This is a genomic window from Streptomyces sp. NPDC051109 (assembly GCF_044455885.1).
In the GTDB taxonomy this organism is placed as follows: Bacteria; Actinomycetota; Actinomycetes; order Streptomycetales; family Streptomycetaceae; genus Streptomyces.
Window position 1 is genome coordinate 279,484 of the sequence record NZ_JBITFF010000009.1, and the last position, 19,797, is coordinate 299,280.

Annotated in this window: 17 protein-coding genes; 10 read left to right on the top strand and 7 right to left on the bottom strand. The window is 73.7% G+C overall.

Annotated features, from left to right (window positions below; genetic code table 11):
* The first annotated feature begins 73 nt into the window (after window positions 1–73).
* A complete protein-coding gene (locus tag ACIBAD_RS19495) occupies window positions 74–1,057 on the top strand; it encodes an NAD-dependent epimerase/dehydratase family protein (protein WP_398907832.1) in 984 nt (327 codons plus the stop codon).
* Here ACIBAD_RS19495 and ACIBAD_RS19500 read toward each other — a convergent pair.
* The 3 genes from ACIBAD_RS19500 to ACIBAD_RS19510 are packed head-to-tail and all read right to left on the bottom strand — an operon-like array spanning window position 1,043 to window position 3,902.
* Complete coding sequence (locus ACIBAD_RS19500) at window positions 1,043–2,482, bottom strand: lipase maturation factor family protein (protein ID WP_134069575.1); 1,440 nt, start codon at window positions 2,480–2,482, stop codon at window positions 1,043–1,045. The genes ACIBAD_RS19495 and ACIBAD_RS19500 overlap by 15 nt on opposite strands.
* 20 nt (window positions 2,483–2,502) lie before the next feature.
* On the bottom strand, window positions 2,503–3,036 hold the full coding sequence (locus tag ACIBAD_RS19505; protein WP_134069573.1) for a DUF1990 domain-containing protein: 534 nt from the start codon (window positions 3,034–3,036) through the stop codon (window positions 2,503–2,505).
* Window positions 3,033–3,902, bottom strand: a complete 870-nt coding sequence (locus ACIBAD_RS19510; RefSeq protein WP_398907833.1) for a YndJ family protein — start codon at window positions 3,900–3,902, stop codon at window positions 3,033–3,035. The genes ACIBAD_RS19505 and ACIBAD_RS19510 overlap by 4 nt, the downstream gene beginning before the upstream one ends.
* A 191-nt stretch (window positions 3,903–4,093) precedes the next feature.
* On the opposite strand from ACIBAD_RS19510, the gene ACIBAD_RS19515 reads away from it, so the two are divergent.
* The 5 genes from ACIBAD_RS19515 (at window position 4,094) to ACIBAD_RS19535 (ending at window position 10,350) form a co-directional block, all read left to right on the top strand.
* On the top strand, window positions 4,094–5,608 hold the full coding sequence (locus tag ACIBAD_RS19515; protein ID WP_398907834.1) for a DUF6777 domain-containing protein: 1,515 nt from the start codon (window positions 4,094–4,096) through the stop codon (window positions 5,606–5,608).
* 7 nt (window positions 5,609–5,615) lie between these two features.
* The gene (locus tag ACIBAD_RS19520) at window positions 5,616–7,679 is read left to right on the top strand and encodes a SpoIIE family protein phosphatase (protein ID WP_398907835.1); all 2,064 of its coding nucleotides are present in this window, start codon (window positions 5,616–5,618) and stop codon (window positions 7,677–7,679) included.
* Between the two features lie 66 nt (window positions 7,680–7,745).
* Window positions 7,746–8,996: a hypothetical protein gene (locus ACIBAD_RS19525; RefSeq protein ID WP_398907836.1), complete on the top strand. Its 1,251-nt coding sequence runs from the start codon at window positions 7,746–7,748 to the stop codon at window positions 8,994–8,996.
* Window positions 8,997–9,028: 32 nt separating this feature from the next.
* Window positions 9,029–9,889, top strand: coding sequence for an Fpg/Nei family DNA glycosylase (locus tag ACIBAD_RS19530; protein ID WP_398907837.1), 861 nt, complete (start codon window positions 9,029–9,031; stop codon window positions 9,887–9,889).
* A 26-nt stretch (window positions 9,890–9,915) separates the two neighbouring features.
* Window positions 9,916–10,350: a hypothetical protein gene (locus tag ACIBAD_RS19535; RefSeq protein ID WP_134069563.1), complete on the top strand. Its 435-nt coding sequence runs from the start codon at window positions 9,916–9,918 to the stop codon at window positions 10,348–10,350.
* A 41-nt stretch (window positions 10,351–10,391) separates the two neighbouring features.
* On the opposite strand, the gene ACIBAD_RS19540 is transcribed toward ACIBAD_RS19535, so the two are convergent.
* Both ACIBAD_RS19540 and ACIBAD_RS19545 read right to left on the bottom strand, forming a co-directional pair.
* Window positions 10,392–10,856, bottom strand: coding sequence for a hypothetical protein (locus tag ACIBAD_RS19540; RefSeq protein WP_134074274.1), 465 nt, complete (start codon window positions 10,854–10,856; stop codon window positions 10,392–10,394).
* Window positions 10,857–11,057: 201 nt separating this feature from the next.
* Entirely contained in the window at window positions 11,058–11,597 is a 540-nt protein-coding gene (locus ACIBAD_RS19545) for a sigma-70 family RNA polymerase sigma factor (protein ID WP_398907838.1), read from the bottom strand.
* A 275-nt stretch (window positions 11,598–11,872) separates the two neighbouring features.
* Here ACIBAD_RS19545 and ACIBAD_RS19550 point away from each other — a divergent pair, with 275 nt between their 5' ends.
* Complete coding sequence (locus ACIBAD_RS19550) at window positions 11,873–13,087, top strand: CapA family protein (RefSeq protein ID WP_398907839.1); 1,215 nt, start codon at window positions 11,873–11,875, stop codon at window positions 13,085–13,087.
* A 27-nt stretch (window positions 13,088–13,114) separates the two neighbouring features.
* On the opposite strand, the gene ACIBAD_RS19555 is transcribed toward ACIBAD_RS19550, so the two are convergent.
* Complete coding sequence (locus tag ACIBAD_RS19555; protein ID WP_053693261.1) at window positions 13,115–13,576, bottom strand: universal stress protein; 462 nt, start codon at window positions 13,574–13,576, stop codon at window positions 13,115–13,117.
* Between the two features lie 60 nt (window positions 13,577–13,636).
* Here ACIBAD_RS19555 and lysX point away from each other — a divergent pair, with 60 nt between their 5' ends.
* Both lysX and ACIBAD_RS19565 read left to right on the top strand, forming a co-directional pair.
* The gene (gene lysX, locus ACIBAD_RS19560; protein ID WP_398907840.1) at window positions 13,637–16,951 is read left to right on the top strand and encodes a bifunctional lysylphosphatidylglycerol synthetase/lysine--tRNA ligase LysX; all 3,315 of its coding nucleotides are present in this window, start codon (window positions 13,637–13,639) and stop codon (window positions 16,949–16,951) included.
* Window positions 16,952–17,021: 70 nt separating this feature from the next.
* A complete protein-coding gene (locus ACIBAD_RS19565; protein ID WP_398907841.1) occupies window positions 17,022–17,954 on the top strand; it encodes a polysaccharide deacetylase family protein in 933 nt (310 codons plus the stop codon).
* 84 nt (window positions 17,955–18,038) lie between these two features.
* On the opposite strand, the gene ACIBAD_RS19570 is transcribed toward ACIBAD_RS19565, so the two are convergent.
* The gene (locus ACIBAD_RS19570) at window positions 18,039–18,737 is read right to left on the bottom strand and encodes a class F sortase (protein WP_398907842.1); all 699 of its coding nucleotides are present in this window, start codon (window positions 18,735–18,737) and stop codon (window positions 18,039–18,041) included.
* Window positions 18,738–19,092: 355 nt separating this feature from the next.
* Between ACIBAD_RS19570 and ACIBAD_RS19575 the strand changes: the two genes are divergently transcribed.
* The gene (locus ACIBAD_RS19575; RefSeq protein ID WP_134069549.1) at window positions 19,093–19,644 is read left to right on the top strand and encodes a hypothetical protein; all 552 of its coding nucleotides are present in this window, start codon (window positions 19,093–19,095) and stop codon (window positions 19,642–19,644) included.
* The last annotated feature ends 153 nt before the right edge of the window (window positions 19,645–19,797 follow it).

Genomic DNA, 19,797 nt, shown 5'->3' on the forward strand with positions numbered 1-19,797 from the left:
TACGCCGTGAGCGTCATCGCTGTGGGCGATCAAGGCTTCCGGACCGGGCCCCGGCACCGGCACGCTGGCCCGCATGAAGCTACTGATGCTGGGCGGTACCGAATTCGTCGGACGCGCGATCACCGAAGACGCCCTGGCCCGGGGCTGGGAGGTCACCGTCTTCCACCGCGGGAACCACGCGCCGCCGCCGGGCACCTCCGTCCTGCACGGCGACCGCACAGCACCCGGGGGCCTGGACGCCCTCGCGGCGGGGGAGTGGGACCTCGTCGTCGACACCTGGGGCGGCGCCCCGACCGCCGTGCGCGACAGCGCCCGGCTGCTGGCCGGCCGCGCCGGGCGGTACGTGTACATCTCCAGCCGCTCCGTCTACGCGTACCCCGCTCCGGCCGGCCTGGCCGAGGACGCACCACTGGTCGACGGCTCGGCCGACGCCGGGTCCACGGCCTACGCCGAGGACAAGCGGGGCGGTGAGCTCGGCGCCGTCGCCGCCTTCGGGGACCGGGCCCTGCTGGTCCGCGCCGGGCTGATCATCGGCCCGTACGAGAACGTGGGCCGGTTGCCCTGGTGGCTGGACAGGACCGCCCGCGGCGGCCCCACGCCGGCCCCCGGCCGGCCCGGACTCCCGCTCCAGTACATCGACGTGCGCGACCTCGCCCACTGGACCCTGGACGCGGCCGAGGCCGGGCGCGGCGGACCGTACGACGTGGTCTCCCCGGCCGGGCACGCCACGATGGGCGCGCTCCTCGATGCCTGCGCGGCCGTGACCGGCGGCCGCGCCGAGTTCCGCTGGATCGACCAGGACCGGATCGCGGAGGCGGGTGTGGAGCCCTGGACCGAACTGCCGATCTGGCTCCCCGAGGGCGAACTGCACGACCACGTGTTCGGCTGCGACGTCACCAAGGCGCAGGCGGCGGGCCTCGCGTGCCGCCCGGTCGAGGAGACCGTGGCCGACACCTGGGCCTGGCTCCAGTCCCTCGACGGCCCCGCGCCGCTGCGCGGCGACCGCTCGGCGAAGGGCATGTCGGCGGAGCGCGAAGCCGTGCTATTCGAGCTCTGACCAGGAGGCTTCGGCGAGGCGGGTCGGGGGGAGGTACTCGCGCAGCAGCGTGCGGTGCCACCATGCGCCGGTCTCGCGCAGCTCCCGCCAGGTGGTGAACCGGTAGCGGTACAGCCTGGCCCGTACGTACAGCGGCGGGGCGTCCGGGAAGGGGTTGTGGCGGAGCAGCCGCAGCGTGTCCCGGTCGCCCGCCAGCAGCCGCTCCACGAACGGCCCGAACCAGTCCCGCGCGTAGTCGGGGGAGAGCGCCGCGAACCACATCAACCAGTCCAGCCGCAGGTGGTACGGGGCGAACTGGCGCGGAACCCTGCGCGGATCACCCGGTTTGCCCTTGAAGCCGTACTCCCGCCACGCCCCGTCCTCCCGCGGCACCCGGTCCGCGGTCCCCTCCACCACCACCTCGTCCCGGATCCGGCCCACCGTGCCGAAGGCCCCGTACGTGTTGACCAGGTGCAGGGAGTCGAAGGATCGGTTCATCACCTGGCGCCGCGAGATCATGTTGAGCACCGGATGCCGGCTCAGCACCAGCACCAGCACGGTCACCGCGCACACCACGACCGCGTACCAGACGGGGGCCGCGCGCGAGGCCGCGGCCGGCGGCGGCCCCGCCGGCCCCGTGAAGTCGATGGCCGACAGGGCCACCGTGATGGTGATCCAGTTCAGCCAGGCGAAGTTGCCCGACAGCACCAGCCACAGCTGCGTCACCACGATGATCCCGGCCGCGTACGAGGCCACGGGCTGCGGGGTGAAGAGCAGTACCGGGACCACCAGTTGGGTCACGTGGTTGGCCGCGCACTCCACCCGGTGCAGCGGCTTCGGCAGATGGTGGAAGAACCAGCTCAGCGGCCCCGGCATCGGCTGCGTCTCGTGGTGGTGGTAGAGGCAGGTCAGCTTGCGCCAGCAGGGGTCCCCGCGCATCTTGATCAGCCCCGCGCCGAACTCCACCCGGAAGACCACCCAGCGCAGCAGCCACAGCACCAGCACGGGCGGCCCCACCTGCGCATTGCCGAGGAAGACCGCGAGGAAGCCCACCTCCAGCAGCAGTGACTCCCAGCCGAAGGAGTACCAGGTCTGTCCCACGTTCACGATCGACAGGTACAGCAGCCACAGCAGCGCCCACATCCCCATCGCCGCGCCCAGCGGAACGAGGTCCCCCGCCCCCGCCGCGAGGGCCGCGGACACCGCCGCACCGGCCCAGGCGCAGCAGGCGAAGAGCCGGTCCGAATAGCGCAGTTGGAACAGGCTCGGGGCGCGTCGGAAGGGCACGTACCGCACGTAGCGCGGCACGGGCAGCATGCCGCGCGCCCCGATCAGGGCCCGGAACTGAAGGGCGGCCGCGACGAAGGCGAAGAGGTAGACGCCGGCGAGGGCCCGCTGGAAGACCAGCCGGCCGAGCCAGTAACCGGGCGCCGTGAACCAGTCCATCCCCTCCAGTATCGGGCGGATCAGGCCGCGGCCGCCAGCTTGCGTACGGTACGGCCCAGCCAGCGGGCGTAGCACTGCTGGAGGAAGGGGACCAGCGGGCCCGCGAGCCGGGTGTACCAGGCGGCCGGGCGGCTGAAGGCGGTCACCTCGAACCACACCGTGCCGTCCGGGTCCCGGAGCACCATGAAGGACTCCTCCCCGCGCTCCGGGTGCCCGGCCAGCGTCCCGTAGGCGAAGCCGATGCGCGCGGGCTCGTACGCCGTCCAGATCACCTCGCACGGCGCGCTGATCCGCAGCGGCCCGAAGCCGATCCCGACCACCACCCGGCTCCCGGGCCGGACCGCACCGTGGCCGGCCCGCACCAGCATGCCCGAGGCCCGGTGGGCGCCGAAGGTGGTGACGGCGGTTCCGGCGGCCTCGAAGGCGGCCTGCCCGCGGCCGATCCGTGTGCGGTGGTGCAGGTGGTGGTATCCGGCGGGCAGCGGCCGCCCCCGCGTCGCACCCCGGTCGGGGTAGTTGACGGTGTCACGGCCGGCGCTGATGAGGCGGGTCATGGCGTGGTCTCCATTCGGTCGGCGGCCAGCCTGCGCCAGGCCAGCAGCGAGCACAGGGCGAAGCCGAGCGCGTTGCCGAGACCATGGGTCGCGGCCATCCAGGTCAGAGTGGGGTGTACGAGGTCGGCGGCCTCGCCGAGCGCCCACCACAGGGCGAGCAGCATGGTGGCCCCCAGGACCCCGGCCGAGGTCGCCAGCAGCGCGCCGGTGGTGCGGTCGCGGGCTCCCGGCCGGATTTCCCGCCAGGTCAGCAGTGCCACCGCCCACATCCCGCCGGTCAGCACCACCGCGCCCGCGAGCTCCGCCCAGTCGTCCACGAAGTAGCCGAGGAGGACGAGCAGGGTCCCGCCGGGCACGCTGTACGCGGCCCAGCGCGACAGCGTCGTACCGCCGGGCGCGGCCGGGGCGGCCCGGCAGACCAGCCCGGCGACCAGGGCGGCGGTGAATCCCGCGAAGTGGAAGTGGGGCACGGTCAGCGCCAGGACGTCCAGGTCGAAGCCGAACATCCGGTACCCGGCGCGCTCGGCGAGGAGGGCGGTCCCGGCGACCGACGGCGAGAGCAGTGCGGTGAGCACGGCGATCTCGGCCGGCGCGAGGGGTCCGGTTGCGGCGTCCGGCGTCCGGAGCGACCGCAGCATCCGGGCCGGGGCCCGGGCCGCGAGGGCCAGGGTGGCCGCGGCGTACAGCGCGGCGAGCGCCGTGGCGGTCGCGCCGCGCGGCAGCCAGAGGCAGACGGCTCCGGGAACGGCGAGCAGCGGCCAGATCCGGGCGAGGGCGCCCAGCCCGGCCGGGTCGATCAGGCGGAGGCCGGCGGGGATCACGTAGAGCATGCCCAGGGTGACGATCAGATGCACCAGTACCGCCACCGTGGACCCCCTCCGCACGCGGCCGAACGCCTTGAACGCGTTCAACTCACGGTCGTGACCCTACGAGATTCCTTGAACATGTTCAATACGTGATCCCGACTCAGGTCCCGCCCTGTCGCGCCGCTCCGGTTGCGGCCCTCCCGTAGATGCGGCAGACAGGAGGGAGCAACCGGGGCGAAAGGGAGATTCACGTGCACGTACCGACACACCGTCAGGCTCCACGCCGTCATACACCGGTCCGCGCAGCCCTCTTCACGCTCCTCGGTCTGCTCGCCGCGGCTTGCGGCGCTCCCGAGGAACCGAAGAGCGCGGCCGGCCCGGAGAGCCAGGAGGTCCTGCTCCAGCCCGTGGGGTCGGCCGGCCCCGACCCCTTCACCAGCACCTCGGCCACCGGCGAGTCCGCGCCCGCTCAGCCCCCGCTGCCCAATGCGACAGGCCAGGGCATCCGGACCGTCAACGCCGCCACCCCCGGCCTCTACGCGGGCACCAAGCGGCTCGGCAGCTGCGACGTGGAACAGCAACTGCGCGCCCTCACCGAGGACGAGGCAAAGGCCAAGGCCTTCGCCCAGGCGGTCTCCGTCGACAGGGCGAAGCTCCCCGAGTTCCTGCGCGGACTGACCCCGGTCGTGCTCCGCGCCGACACCCGCGTCACCAACCACGCCTTCCGCGACGGGCGCGGGGACGCCTTCCAGTCCGTCCTGCAGGCCGGCACCGCCGTCCTCGTCGACGACCACGGCATGCCGCGGGTCCGCTGCGCCTGCGGAAACCCGCTCCAGGCACCGCGCGCCCCCAAGGGCTCCCCGGCGCTCAAGGGCGACCAGTGGAGCGGCTACCAGCCCCACCAGGTCATCGTCATCGAACCGACCCCGCACCCGGTCAAGAGCCTGGTCATCGTCAACATCGCCGACAACACCTGGCTGGAGCGCAAGACCGGCGACGACGGCGCACAGGACGGCACCCCTCAGCCGGTCCCCGCGTACGACCCGGCGAACGGCATCCCCTCCGGTCCCGTCACCCCGCCCGCGGCGGCCCCGGCCGAGCCGTGCGCCCCGCCCGAGACGGGCAACGACGCCGGCGCCGGCACGAACAGCCTGGCCAGGACCGCCCCGCCGGCCCCGCCGAAGCCGCCGGGCGGTCCCGCCGGGGTACCCGCCCCCGAGGCCACGGACTGCGTACCGGCCCAGAGCGAGCAGGCCGGGCCCGGCACGCAGGCCCAGCCGGCCCAGCCGGACCGGCCGGGCCAGCCGGACCGGCCGGGCCAGCCGGACCGGCCGGGCCAGCCGGACCGGCCGGGCCAGCCGGACCGGCCGGGCCAGCCGGACCGGCCGGCCCAGCCGGACCAGCCGGGCCAGGCCACGCCGCCGGCACCGCAGAAGCAGAGCCCCGGGCAGCCCCCTGCCGCGCCGCGCTCCGAGACACCCGCGGACCAGCCGGGCGACGTACCCCCGGACCCCTTCGCGGATCCGGGGCTCCCGCCGGGGGCCGACGGCCCGACGCCGCGGCAGCCCGACCCGGGGGACCCGTTCGCCCAGGGCGACCCCTTCGGCCGGGGCGACGACCCCTTCAGCCGGGGCGACGACCCGTTCGGCCGGGGCGACGACCCCTTCGCCCCGCCTTCCGGCCGGGACGCCCCGAACGACCCCTTCGGCGGCCTGGACCGGCAACAACCGCTCGCGAACCCCGCCCGCTCCTTGGAGAGCGCCTGACCGGCCCGTGTGTCATGGTGGATCGGTGCCGACCACCGTATCGCTGCCGGACGACTGGCCCGCACACCCGGACCGGTCGCTCTCGCTCAACCGCATGGGCAGTTTCGACTGGGACCTGGAGACCGGTCTCCTGCACATGGACGCAGCGGCCCTAGAGGTGTACGACATGGCACCCGGGGCGTACGACGGTCGGCCCGAATCCCTCGCCCCGCGCGTCCCTCCCACCGAGGCGACCCGGCTCGACGCCCTCGTCTCCAGCGTCCTCAAGAGCGGCGACGACAGCTACGGCGCCTACTTCCGGATCCGCCGCCAGGACGGGCGGCTGCGCTGGACCCACACCCAGGGTCGCGTCATGCGCGGCCCCGACGGCCGCCCGTTCCGGATCATCGGCATCGTCCGCGACGCCACCGAGGAGCTCAGCCACTCGGCCGAGCGCCTCGGCCTCGAAGAGGAGCGGCGCCGCCAGACCTCGGTGGTCGAGAGCACCACCGCCGCCCTGGCGCACGCCCGGACCGTACGGGACGTCATCGACGTCATCGGCGACGCGCACGGCCTGGAGCGGCTCGGCTCGATGGGCATGGTGATGGGTCTGGTCGAGGCCGGGCGGATCCACCTCGTGGCCGAGGGGCCCGAGGACAGTTTCGTCCCCGGCACCCGCTACACCCGGATCGACGAGCAGTACCCGATGAGCGAGGTCGTCCGCTCGCTGCAGCCGCGGTTCCTCGACTCAGCGCAGGAGTTCGCCGAGGGCTACCCCGACCTCTGGGCGAAGATCTCGTCCATGGACATCTCGGCGGCCGCCTACCTGCCGCTGATCGCCCAGGCCCGCCCGATCGGCGCCATCGGACTGCTCTACCAGGACAAGGACGGCTTCACCCAGGACGAGCGGAACCTGCTGATCGCCCTGGGCAGCAGCATCGCGCAGAGCCTGCAGCGGGCGATGCTGCTGGAGCAGGAGCACGACCTGGCGGAAGGCCTCCAGCAGGCGATGCTGCCGCGCCGGATCCCGTCGGTGCCGGGCGCGGAGATCGCCGTACGGTACCGCTCCGCCCGGATGGGCCAGGAGATCGGCGGCGACTGGTACGACGTCATCCCGCTGCCCGGCGGCCGGGTCGGGGCCGTCATCGGCGACGTCCAGGGCCACGACACGCACGCGGCGGCGGTCATGGGCCAGCTGCGGATCGTGCTGCGCGCGTACGCCGCCGAAGGGCACGCGCCGGGCACGGTCATGGCCCGGGCCTCCGTCTTCCTGCACGAGCTGGACACCGACCGGTTCGCGACCTGCACGTACGTCGAGGCCGACCTCTCGACGGGCGTCCTGCAAGTGGTCCGCGCCGGGCACATCGACCCGCTGGTGCGCACCCGGGACGGGGACTGCCGGCGGCTGCCGGTGGAGGGCGGGATGCCACTGAGCCTGTCGGCGGAGTTCGGCCGCCTGGAGTACCCGGTGACCACCGTGGAACTGGACCCGGGGGAAACGCTCGTACTCTGCACGGACGGCCTCGTGGAACACCCCGGCGCGGACCTCGACGACGGGATCCAGCTGCTCACCGCGCTGGTCCGGAGCGGTCCGGCGGACCTCGCGCGGCTGGCGGACCGGCTGTGCGGGGTGATCGACGAGCGCGGCGGCGACGACGACATGGCGCTGCTCCTGCTGCGCCGCCAGGTCGAGGACGCCCCGCAGGGCGGCGGCCGCCTCCAGCAGCACGTGGCCCCGGGAGACCCGGAAGCCCTGGTCGCCGCCCGCCACATGATCGGCGCGGCGGTGCGGGCGTGGGGCGCGCGGGAACGGGCCGACGAGATCGAACTCGTCGCGGACGAGCTCATCGTGAACGCCCTGATGCACACGGACGGCCCGGCCATCGTGACCCTCCGGGTCCTGACGGGCCCCGAACGCCGCCTCCGCGTCGAGGTCGAGGACCGCTCCAGTGCCCTCCCGCGCCGCCGCGAAGCGGGCGACTCCGGCGTCTCGGGTCGCGGCCTGATGCTCGTGGACCGCCTGGCGGACGTCTGGGGAGTGGAACCCCGGGGCAGCGGCAAATGCGTCTGGTGCGAGTTCGTGATGCCCTGACCCGCACCGCCGACCGGCCGCACATTCCGTTGCGGCCGCTCGCGGCCGTGCCGGACGATCAACGCGATGACCCAGATGACAGACGACGTCCGCCGGCTGATCAAGGCCGGAGACCTTCCCGGGGCCGTGCGCAGCCTGCGGCCGCACGCCGAGACCGCCCCCCTGGCCGCCCTCGCGAAGGCGACGAGGCACCTGGCCGAAGCGGCCGGGTTCGACGAACTCGCCCGGGCCGCGAAGGCCGCAGCCCGCAAGCCCCGCGACCCCCAGGCGCTCTACGACCTCGGCTACGGCTGCGTCGAGCACGGAATCGCCTTCCTCGCCGTGGCGCCGCTGCGCCAGGCGCTCGCGCTGGTGCCCGACTCCCGCCGGCTGGTGCAGGAACTGGTCTCCGCCCTGGAGGACGAGCACCGGCACGGCGAGGCCGCCGCACTGCTCGCGGGGCGGGGAGCCGCTCTGGCGCCCTGGCCGGAGCGGTACCTGCTCGTGCACAACGCCCTCTTCGCCGGCGACCTCGACACCGCCCGCCGCACGGCCGCCGCCCTGCCCGACCCGGAGGACACCCGGTGGCTCGGCGCCCGGGACCGGCAGCGGCGGATCCTGTCGCGGGCCGCGCTCGCCGAGGCCGCCGGCGCACTCGGCGGCCAGGACCTGCGCGGCTGGCACTTCGCCCTCACCGGCGGCCTGCTGGCCACCCTCTCCCCGTACGGTTTCGACGCGGGCATGACCGGCCGCTACGCCTACCTCGGCGACCAGCCGGAGCTGTGCCGGCGCGGCCTGGACCGGCTCGGTCTGATCCTGGACGCCGCCGACCGCCGCCCGGGCACCGTCTCCCTGCTGCCCGGTCGCCCCTGCCAGATCATCGGGCTGGCGGCCGCCGAACTGCTCGGGCTGCCCGCCGTCCCGTACGACCCGGCGCGCACGGACACCCTCGTGGTGGCGTACGACCTCAACGCCCACGACACGGAGCTCCTGTCCGCCCTGCACGGGCGCACCCACGGACAGGTCCTGTACGAGCACACCACCTGCTGGACCGACCCGCCGGCCGTGACCGCCGACGTCAGCGGCCTGCTGGCCCAGCACACCGTCGCGCCGTGGGCGGAGCAGGGGCAGCTGCCCGCCGACACCCGGCCCGCCGAGGAGATCGCCCGCGACATCGTCACCGCCGACCCCGCCCCGGACGAGGACGACGGGCAGACCCCGGCCGACCCGGACGAGGCGCTGCGGACCTTCACCGCGGCCGTGGCCGCCGGATGGCTGCACGGGCCGCGCGACCGCGTCCGGTCGCCCGGTCCGGTGCGCAGCTCCCGGTTCGGGTAGCCGGGGCGGGGGCACCGCGGGAAGGTGGGGGTATGCCCGAGCTGCCCGAGGTCGAGGCCCTGAGGGAGTTCCTCGACGAGCACCTCGCCGGGCGGGTGGTGGAGCGCGTCCTCCCGCTCGCCGTCAGCGTGCTCAAGACGTACGACCCGCCGCTCAGCGCCCTCGAGGGGCAGCCGGCCGGGGCCACCGCCCGCTATGGGAAGTTCCTGGCGATCCCGATGGGCGAGCTCCACCTCGTCACCCACCTGGCCCGGGCCGGCTGGCTCCGCTGGCAGGACGCCCTGCCCGATCGGCCGCCGCGCCCCGGCAAGGGACCGCTCGCCCTCCGCGTCGCCCTGGAGGGCGGCGGAGGCTTCGACCTCACCGAGGCCGGGACGCAGAAGCGCCTCGCCGTGTACGTCGTCCGCGACCCCGGGGAGGTGGCCGGCATCGCGCGCCTCGGCCCCGACCCGCTCGCCGACGGGTTCGACCGGGACGCCTTCGCCGCGCTCCTGGCGGGGGAGCGGCGTCAGATCAAGGGCGTGCTGCGCGACCAGAGCGTGATCGCCGGGATCGGGAACGCGTACAGCGACGAGATCCTGCACGCCGCGAAGGTCTCGCCCTTCAAACTGGCGGCCTCCTTCGACGAGGACCAGGTCACCCACCTGTACGAGGCCGTCCGGCGGACCCTGCGCGAGGCCGTCGAACGCGCGCACGGCGTGGCCGCCGGCAACCTCAAGGCCGAGAAGAAGAGCGGGCTGCGGGTCCACGGACGGGACGGCGAGCCCTGCCCGGTGTGCGGGGACACCGTGCGCTCGGTGTCGTTCGCCGACTCCTCGCTCCAGTACTGCCCCACCTGTCAGACCGGCGGCAAGCCGCTCGCCGACCGAAGGCTCTCCCGTCTCCTCAAATGACGTCCGCGTGCGTAGACTCCGGCCCCATGGCCGACCAGCAGCAGCCGCATGCGCTCCCGCAGCCGCAGCCGCCCTCGCCGCCCCGGCGCGAGATCGTCACGGGAGTGCCGCGCGGCACGCGCCGCCGCCCGCCCGCGCACACCCCGGCCCGCTCGGAGATCTCCGAGCAGACCACCCTGGGCGCCACCTACGTCCGGGCCCTGATGCGCAGCCAGCTCCGGGCCGGGCTCGGCGCGCTGGGCGTCCTCGCCCTGCTCGTCGGGACGCTGCCGGTGCTGTTCACGCTGTCGGGCTCGGGGTCGGGGCCGCTGGTCTGGGTGGCGCTCGGCCTGGCGGCGTACCCGTTGATGTGGCTGATCGCCCGGTGGTACGTCACCCGGGCCGAGCGCAACGAGGCCGATTTCACTGGCTTGGTGATGGATCCGGCCGAGGTGCCGGGCCCGTACCGACGGCCAGGCTGACCCGGCCCGGGCCCTGGGGGTCCGTGTCACGACGGGCGCCCTCAGAACAGGTGCATCGCCAAGTGGCCGAGCGGCAGGCCGAGTTGCCAGGCGGGGGTCCACACCCGCGCGTTCTCGTCCAGCCCGGCCGGGGTGTCGGCGTGGGCGAGCCGGTCCGGGTCGAGGTTGGTGGCGAACAGTTCGGTGCGGTCCAGCCAGTGCCAGGCCGCCCTGGCCAGTTCCAGGTCCGGGTCCTCGCCGCGGCCGCGCTCCCTGGCCTCCTCGCCCAGGGCGAGGAACCGGGTGTCCACCCAGTCGCGCCAGGGGTGCCCGTACGCCGTCAGCGACAGCCACTCGTCGAGCTGCGAGACCACCCGGATCCCGGAGAGCTCGCCGGCCGCGTCGGAGAGGTAGATCGTCAGCGCGAGCGTGTCCCGCCCGGCGCGGAACTCCAGGGTACTGGCCGGGATCAGCCGGCCCGTGCGCAGCAGTTCGTCGGCGATGTACTCCGCGTAGAGCCATGCCATGGGCACCGCGAGCCCGCCGTCACTGGTGCCGTTCGTACCCTCGGGCTGCACCGTTCCACCTTCTCCCGCGCGTCGAGCTTCCCGTCGTCAGCCTTGAGCCTTCACCGGACGACGCGCGGAACGGGGGATGTTTACCCAACTTGAACGCTCTGAGGCCGATTTCGATGCGTTTTGTGTCCGATCCGCGTGCATTCGGTTCGTTCAGGCGCCGAGGCCGTACCCGTATCCCTGGAGGTCCTTCTTCAGTGCGCGCAGGGCGTAGTACGTACGGGACTTGACCGTTCCTGTCGGAATTCCGAGCTCCGCCGCCGCCTCGGCCACCGAGCGGTCCTGGAAGTAGACCTGCATCAGCACCTCGCGGTGCTCCGGCCCGAGCGAGCCCACCGCCCGCCGGACGTCGATCGCCGTGACCGAGCCGGCCACTGCGTCCTCGGGCTCGGGCGCCTGCTCCAGCCCCTCCGGGTCCACCTCCTGCGGGCGGGACAGCCGGGCCCGCCGGGCGTCGATCGCGAGCCGCCGCGCCACCGTGAACAGCCAGGGCCGCATGGAGTCGTGAGCGCTCTCCAGCACCTCGGGGTGCTGCCACGCGCGGACCAGCGTCTCCTGCACGAGGTCCTCGGCGCGCTGGGAGTCCCCGGCCGTGAGCCCGAGCAGGAAACCGAACAGGGCCCGCCCGTGGTCGCGCTGGAGGTCGGCCAGCGCCTCGGGGTCCGTGCGCAGGAGGGTGGGGGAGAGGGGCACGAGTGGCTCCTTCCTGGGTCCGTTCGGCTCCGACGCACCCACCCTCACCTGCACGGAGCGCCCCGGGAACCGTCCGGCCCCGCCGTTGCGCCCAAGCGCCCGGGTCATCCGGTGGGCGGCCGCGACCGTCGGTGAACGGTCGAACGGCGCGGCGAACGGCCACCTGGGTGAGGGTGGCTGCCGCGCGGGCCCCTCGGGTCCGCTGCCCGACTGGTGACGGCCACCTCCATGGATTACAGATGGTCAGATAGTCCTACTAATGAGAGCGGGCTCAGATGACCAAGCACGCCCGGCAGGCCCTCGCGCTCCTGTCGGCTGTCCTGCTGGCCGCGACCGCCGCCGGCTGTTCCTCCGGCAAGGACCCCGCGCCGGCCCGCCTCGGCAACTCCCGCGCCCCGGGGCCGTCCCCCGGCTCCGGGGCGAACTCGGCCCCGGCCGAACGCGCCGCCAAGGGCTTCACCCTGGTCGCGAGCGGCGACGTACTGCCGCACGATTCGGTCATCAAGCGGGCGGCGGCGGACGCGGACGGCGACGGCCACGACTTCAGACCGATGTTCTCCCTGGTCAAGCCGGTGGTCTCGGCAGCCGATCTGGCCCTCTGCCACATGGAGACCGTCTACGGTGAGGACGGCGGCCCGTTCACCGGCTACCCGGCCTTCCAGTCCCCGCCCGAAGTGGCCGACGGGCTCAAGGACGCCGGGTACGACGGCTGTTCCACGGCCTCGAACCACACCCTGGACGCCGGGGCCGAGGGCCTGGAGCGCACCCTCGACAAGTTCGACAAGGCCGGATTGAAGCACGCCGGTTCGGCCCGTACGGCGGCGGAGGCGGCCACGCCCACCATGTACACGGCCGGCTCCGCGAAGGTCGCGCACCTCGCCTACACGTACGACACCAACGGCTACCCGCTGCCGGAGGGCCGGCCCTGGGCCGTCAACCTGATGGAGAAGGACAAGATCATCGCGGATGCGCGGGCCGCCCGGAAGGCGGGCGCGGACGTCGTCCTGGTCAGCGTGCACTGGGGCACGGAATGGCAGACCGAGCCGGACGAGAAGCAGCTGTCGCTCGGCAAGGAGCTGACGGCCTCGCAGAGCGGCGGGCGCCCCGACATCGACATGATCCTGGGCACCCACGCCCACATCCCGCAGGCCTACGAGAAGGTCAATGGGACCTGGATCGTGTACGGCATGGGCGACCAGGTCGCCGGTGAGATGTTCAACTACTCCGGCGCCCGCGACATGCGCGGCAACTACGGCTCCATCGGCCGCTTCACCTTCATGCCGCCGGCCGCCGCCGGTCAGCGCTGGCAGGTCACCAAGGCCGAGTTCATCCCGCAGATGATGGACCTGTCCGCCGGGAAGGTCGTCAACCTGCCGGCCGCCCTCGCGCAGGACCCCGGCGACGACGCGTACGAGCGGGCGCAGGACGCCGTCAGCGAGGCCGTCCTCAGCCGCGGCGCGGCCAAGGACGGCCTGACGATGGCGAAGTAGCCGCAGCGCCCCGCCCGGGAAGGCCGGCTACGGAACCACCGTGACCGGCCAGCGGCCCGCCTTGACCAGGCGGACCGCCACCGAGCCGACGATCCGGTGCCCGGCCTGCTCCGAGGCGCCCACCACCACCGCGTCCGCCTTGAGCTCGTCCGCCGCGCTCACCAGGCCCGCGTACGGATCGCCGCGGAAGGTGTGGAACTGCCAGCGCACCTCGTAGACGCCCTTGACCCGCTCCGCCGCGTCCCGGATCTCGGCCACCAGCCCCTCCGCGATCTCCCCGGTGGTGTCGGCTACAGGCGCTCCCAGCGAGGCCCCGGCCGGCATCACCGGCTGGACGTACACCAGCGCCAGCAGCGCGTGCTGCCGCCGGGCCAGCCCCGCCGCGTACGCCGCCGCCCGCAGGGAGGACTCCGAGCCGTCCACCCCGGCGAGGATCACCTTCGGGCCGTCCGTACCGCGTTCGAATCCCGTATTCACGTGCTCAGTCACCCTCCCGAGGTTATGCGCCTCGCCGCGCGCCGCGGCGCGCGCCTCCCTACAGTGCGAATCATGAGTGCCACCGTGGAGGAGACCCGGGGCACCCGGAACCGCTTCCTGAACCGGGTGCCCGACGCGTTCGCCGCGTTCTTCGGAACGCTCGGACTCCTGTGCGCCGTACTGGCGCTCTCCCCCACGCTGCGGCACCTGCTGCGGCACATCGTGCGCTTCCTCGACGAGATCGTGGTGCCGGTCAGCGCCAACCTGGCCTACGCCGTCTTCCTCTTCCTGCTCGCCGCCGCCCTCGGCACCCGCAAGAAGGTCGCCTGGTGGATCGTCGTCACCTATCTGGCCCTGCTGATCCTCGTCGACGTCCTGATCATCGCCGACGAGTACTACTGGATCGGCGGCCCCTCGATGGCCATCGCCGTCGCCGCCCTCGGGGTCCTGATCGCCGCCCGCAAGGAGTTCTACGCCGCCTCCCGGCCCGGTGCCTTCTGGCGCGCGATGCTCGTCCTGGGCCTCGGCCTGCTCGTCGCCGTGCTCGTCGGCTGGGGGCTGGTCGCCCTGTTCCCCGGCACCCTGCCCAAGGGGCAGTGGCTTGACTGGGCCGCCCGCCAGGTCTTCGGCGGTCTCGTATCGCCCCGCCAGTTCGACGGCCACCCGCCCCGCCCCCTCTACTTCTTCCTCGGCCTCTTCGGCGCCCTCGCCCTGCTGAACGCCGCCTCGACCCTGTTCCGCTCCCAGCGGCTGACCGCCGCCCTGCACGGGGACGAGGAGCCCCGCATCCGGGCCCTGCTCGGCGCCTACGGCCGGGGCGACTCGCTCGGATACTTCGCCACCCGCCGCGACAAGGCCGTCGTGTTCGCGCCCAACGGAAGGGCCGGCGTCACCTATCGCGTCGAGGCCGGAGTCTGCCTCGCCAGCGGCGACCCGGTCGGCGACCCCGCCGCCTGGACCCCCGCCGTCGACGCCTGGCTCACCGTCGCCCGCCGCCACGGATGGCAGCCCGCCGTCATGGGAGCCTCCGAGGAGGGGGCCACGGCGTACGCCCGCTCCGGGCTCAGCGCCCTCCAGCTCGGCGACGAGGCGATCCTGCACGTCGCCCACTTCGACCTCGACGGGCGCGACATGCGCGTCACCCGCCAGGCCGTCAACCGCGTCAAACGCACCGGGGCCACCACCCTCATCCGCCGCCACTCCGCCCTCAGCGAGGAGGAGATGGAGCGGATCATCGAGCGCGCCGACACCTGGCGCGACACCGAGACCGAGCGCGGGTTCTCCATGGCCCTGGACCGGCTCGGCGACCCCGCCGACGGGGACTGCCTGCTCGTCGAGGCCTTCGACGCACAGGGCGAGCTGATCGCCCTGCTGTCCTTCGTGCCGTGGGGCAAGGACGGCATCTCCCTGGACCTGATGCGACGCGACCGCACCGCCCCCAACGGCGTCATGGAGTTCATGGTCGCCGAGCTGTGCGCCGCCGCGCCGGGCCTCGGCGTGCGCCGCATCTCCCTCAACTTCGCCGTCTTCCGCTCCGCCTTCGAGGAGGGCGGCCGCATCGGCGCCGGGCCGGTGCTCAAGCTGTGGCGCAAGCTGCTGCTGTTCTTCTCCCGCTGGTGGCAGCTCGAAGCCCTGTACCGTTCGAACGTCAAGTACGGGCCCGAGTGGTACCCGCGGTTCCTCTGCTACCAGGACGCCGGCTCGCTCGCCCGGGTCAGCCTCGCCTCGGGCATCGCCGAGGGCTTCGTCTCCGTACCCAGCCTGCGCAAACTGTGGGGCAACGGGCACGCCAAGGGGCTCACCGCGCCCGCCAGCACCGAGGGGCTGCCGTCCATCGACTCCCTCGCCCTCGACCTCGTGGCCGGGGAGGCCGAAACGGCGGCGCGGGCCGAGCGGCTGCCCGAACAGGTCCGCGTCCGCCACGACAAGATGGAGCGGATCCGGGCGGCCGGCACCGACCCGTACCCCGTCGGCATCCGGCAGCGCACCCACACCGTGGCCGAGCTGAGGGCCGCCCTCCCCGGGCCCGGGCCGGGCGCCCCCGGTGCCCGCTCCGGAGAACGGGTCACGCTCGCCGGCCGGGTGATGCTCGTACGCGACCTCGGCGGGGTGGTCTTCGCCGTCCTGCGCGACTGGTCCGGGGACGTACAGCTGATGCTCACCCGCGACGAGAGCGGCGCCGGCGTACTGGACTCCTTCACCTCCCAGGTCGACTTCGGCGACCACGTGGTCGTGAGCGGCGAGATCGGCGTCAGCCGCAGCGGCGAGCCCTCCCTCGTGGTCTCCTCCTGGCAGCTCACCGGCAAATGCCTGCGCCCGCTGCCGGACAAGCGCAAGGGCCTCGCCGACCCCGAGGCGCGCGTGCGCCGCCGCTACCTCGACCTGGTCGCGAGCCCCGACGCGCGGGACGTCGTACGGGCCCGGTCCGCGGCCGTCCAGGCACTGCGCCAGGGCCTGCTGGACCGCGGCTACCTGGAGGTCGAGACCCCGATGCTCCAGCAGATCCACGGCGGGGCCAACGCCCGGCCCTTCCGGACCCACATCAACGCCTACGACCTCGACCTGTACCTGCGCATCGCGCCCGAGCTGTACCTGAAGCGGCTGTGCGTCGGCGGCCTGGAGAAGGTCTTCGAGATGGGCCGCACCTTCCGCAACGAGGGCGTCTCCTACAAGCACAATCCCGAGTTCACGATGTTGGAGGCCTACCAGGCCTTCGCCGACTACGACGTGATGCTCGACCTCACCCGCGAGCTGATCCAGGGCGCCGCGACCGCCGCCTTCGGCACGCCGGTCGCCCACAAGGCGGGCCCGGACGGCAAGCTCGTGGCCCACGACATCTCCGGGGTCTGGCCGGTCAAGACGATGTACGGGGCGATCAGCGAGGCCCTGGGGGAGGAGGTCGACGCCGACACCGAGGAGCACGTGCTGCGGCGCCTCTGCGACCGCGCCGCCGTCCCGCACACGCCCGAGGACACCCGCGGCGACGTCGTGCTGGAGATGTACGAGCGGCTGGTGGAGGAGAAGACCAAGCTGCCCACCTTCTACAAGGACTTCCCCACCGACGTCTCGCCGCTGACCCGGCAGCACCGGAAGGACCCGCGCCTCGCCGAGCGCTGGGACCTCGTCGCCTTCGGCACCGAACTGGGCACCGCGTACTCGGAGCTGACGGACCCGGTGGAGCAGCGGCGCAGGCTCACCGCCCAGTCGCTGCTCGCGGCGGGGGGCGACCCGGAGGCGATGGAGCTCGACAACGACTTCCTGGACGCCCTGGAGTACGCGATGCCGCCGACCGGCGGCCTCGGCATCGGCGTCGACCGGCTCGTCATGTTCCTCACCGGCCTCACGATCCGCGAGACCCTGCCGTTCCCGCTGGTGCGGCGCGGCTGATCGGGTGAGGGGGAGCCCGCGCGTTCGCGCCTCTCGACATCTGCGGGGATGTCGTTGATACGTAGTAATAATGAAAAATGACGAGCCGACAGTAGGGCGACGCGTGCTCCTGCGTACCGCCGTCTTCCTCGGAGTCGCCGCGGCCTCCGGACTGCTCACGGGCGGCGAGACCGGCGCCCCCGGCCAGAACACGGCGGGCGGTGCACCCGGCGCCGGGCTCGGCGCCGCCACTGGCAGCGGCCCGGCGGCCGGGCAGCCCGGACCCGGCGGAGCCGCCGGACCGGCCGGAGTCCGCGCCCTGCGGCCGCAGGCACCCGGCCAGGCCGCGTACCGGCTGAGCCCCATGACCGCCGAGGCCCCGCTGCGCCCGCCCGCCGCGCGGCCCGCCGTACGGACCCGGCCCATCCTGGAACTGCCGGCCGACGCGAGCACCGCGAGCGCCATGGTGCTCACCTTCGACGACGGGCCCGACCCGCGCTACACGCCCGCCATCCTCGACACCCTCGCCCGGTACGGTGTCCGCGCCATGTTCTTCGTCTGCGGGGAGATGGCCACCGACAACCGGGACCTGCTGCGCCGGATGGCCGCCGAGGGCCACGTCATCGGCAACCACACCTGGACCCATCCGCTCATCCCCACCCTGAGCCGGCCCGACCTCGCCTCCGAGATCGCCCGGACGAGCGAGGTCGTACAGCAGGCGGTGGGGGAGGCGCCGCAGTGGTTCCGGGCGCCGTACGGGGCCTGGAACCGGGCGGCGTTCGAGATCGGGGCCGAGCTGGGCATGGAGCCGCTCGCCTGGACGGTGGACACCCTGGACTGGACGGAGCCGGGCACCACCACGATCGTCTCGAACGTCCTCAAGGGCGCGGCGCCCGGCGTGATCGTGCTGAACCACGACGCCGGCGGCGACCGCTCGCAGAGCGTCCGGGCGGTGAGCACCTACCTGCCCCAACTCCTGGCCCGGGGATACCGGATGACGCTGCCGGCGCTGCCGCCCCGCTGAGGAGCCTCGTCCTCGGCGGGGCGGGGCGGGTGCGGAGCGGGGTACGGGCGGGTCCGCGGCGCGGGGCGGCGGCGGCCCCGTCGCTCAGCGGGCCTCCACCATCCGCGCGAAGACGACGACGTTGCCGTCGTAGCCCCGGGCCTTGGAGTAGCCGCCGCCGCAGGTGATCACCCGCAGCTCCGCGTGCCCGTTGTCCCCGTACACCCGGGCTCCGGGGAACGTCTGCTTCGAGAAGACCTCCACCCCGTACACCTCGAACACCGCCGTGCGCCCGTCGTACCGCTCCACCTCGATGTGGTTGCCCTTGCGCAGCGAACCCAGGCCGTAGAAGACCGCAGGGCCGCTCGCGTTGTCGACATGGCCCACGATCACCGCCGAACCGCGCTGGCCGGGCGAGATCCCGTTGAGGTACCAGCCGGCCAGATTCGGGTCCTGCGGCGGCGGGGCCTCGATCCAGCCCTGCGCGTCCAGCCCGACCGTCATCACCGGCGCGTCCACCTTGATGTTGGGGATGCGGATGCGCTGGACCGACGAGTGCTCCAGCGGGTGGACCTCCGGACGCGGCTCGGCCTGCTGCTGCAGCGGCTGCTCACCCTGCACCGGCGGGGCCGCCGGCAGCTGCTCGGCCGGCACCCCGACCGCCGCCGCGGCGGTCGGCTGCGGCGGCCCTTCGCCGATGTCCGCTCCGTTGCGCATCATGGCGAGGCCGCTGAGCATGACCAGTGCGAGCACGCCCCAGGGGGATCGTCTTCTCGGCGGCTGCTCGCTCTCGTCCTCGGTCATGGCTCTCCCTTCCCGACGCGGGGGTCCCGACCCGCGTTCTTGTCCCACCCCTGTACGCCCTTCCCCACGCACGCTAAGGCTGCGTGCGCAAGACGGCGATCGGTGCAGGGCGAACGGGTGGCGGCACGGCCGGAAGGGGTGCGCCCATCCAGGTATTCGTCACATAAATGACTGACGGGTCGTGACCTGCGGATCCGTCAGGCCAGCCGCGCGCGCCTCGGCGTGTCGCTCAACCTTGCGGCCCAAAGCCGGAAATGCGCTGGTTGCGAGCCGCCCCGAGGGTTCGTCGTGGGAGGCGTTCTCGTCGATCTTCCCGGGCGACCGCTCCGGGGCGCTTCCCGCTGGAGGTTCCACCATGCGTGTTCTCCGCGCCCTCACCGTGGCCGCGGCGGCCGTCGTCGCCGTCGGGCTCAGTACACCGTTCGCCGCCGCGAACCCGTCGGACCCACTGGGCGGATCCCCGTCGGGTCAGGGCGGCAACGGCGGCAACGGGGGCAACAGCGGCAACGGCCCGAGCAATGTCACCGTCAACCCGTACTCCGTGCACCAGGGCTCGACGATGCAGGTCAGCGCGGCCGGGTGCCGCCACGGCGGCACGGTCTGGTCGGCCGGCAACTTTCCCCAGACGAACCTGTCGGCCGGCTCCATCGGGTTCGCCACCGTCCGGATCTTCAACCACGCCTCGCCGGGCAACCACACGCTGTCGGTCAAGTGCCACGACAACAGCCTGGTCGCCACGCACCGGTTCACCATCCTCCGGGGCAACGGCGCACAGGGCGGTATCGGCGGCTCGTTCGGCCCGTCCACCGCCGAGACCGCCATCGGGTCGGGCCTGGTCGGCGCCGCCGCCCTGGGCGCGGGCGTGCACGTGATGCGCCGGCGCCGTCCGCTGCGCGGCAGGGCCTGACGGCCGGGCCTGCCCGGTCGGACCTGCGCAGCAGCCCGGGAACCGCCGGTCGCCCCGAGTCCTGGCCAGGACTCGGGGCGACCGGCGGTCGGGGGAGGGTCGGTGGGCTGGGGGGGGGGTGGGGGGCCATGCCGCCGCCCCGCGATTGGGCGC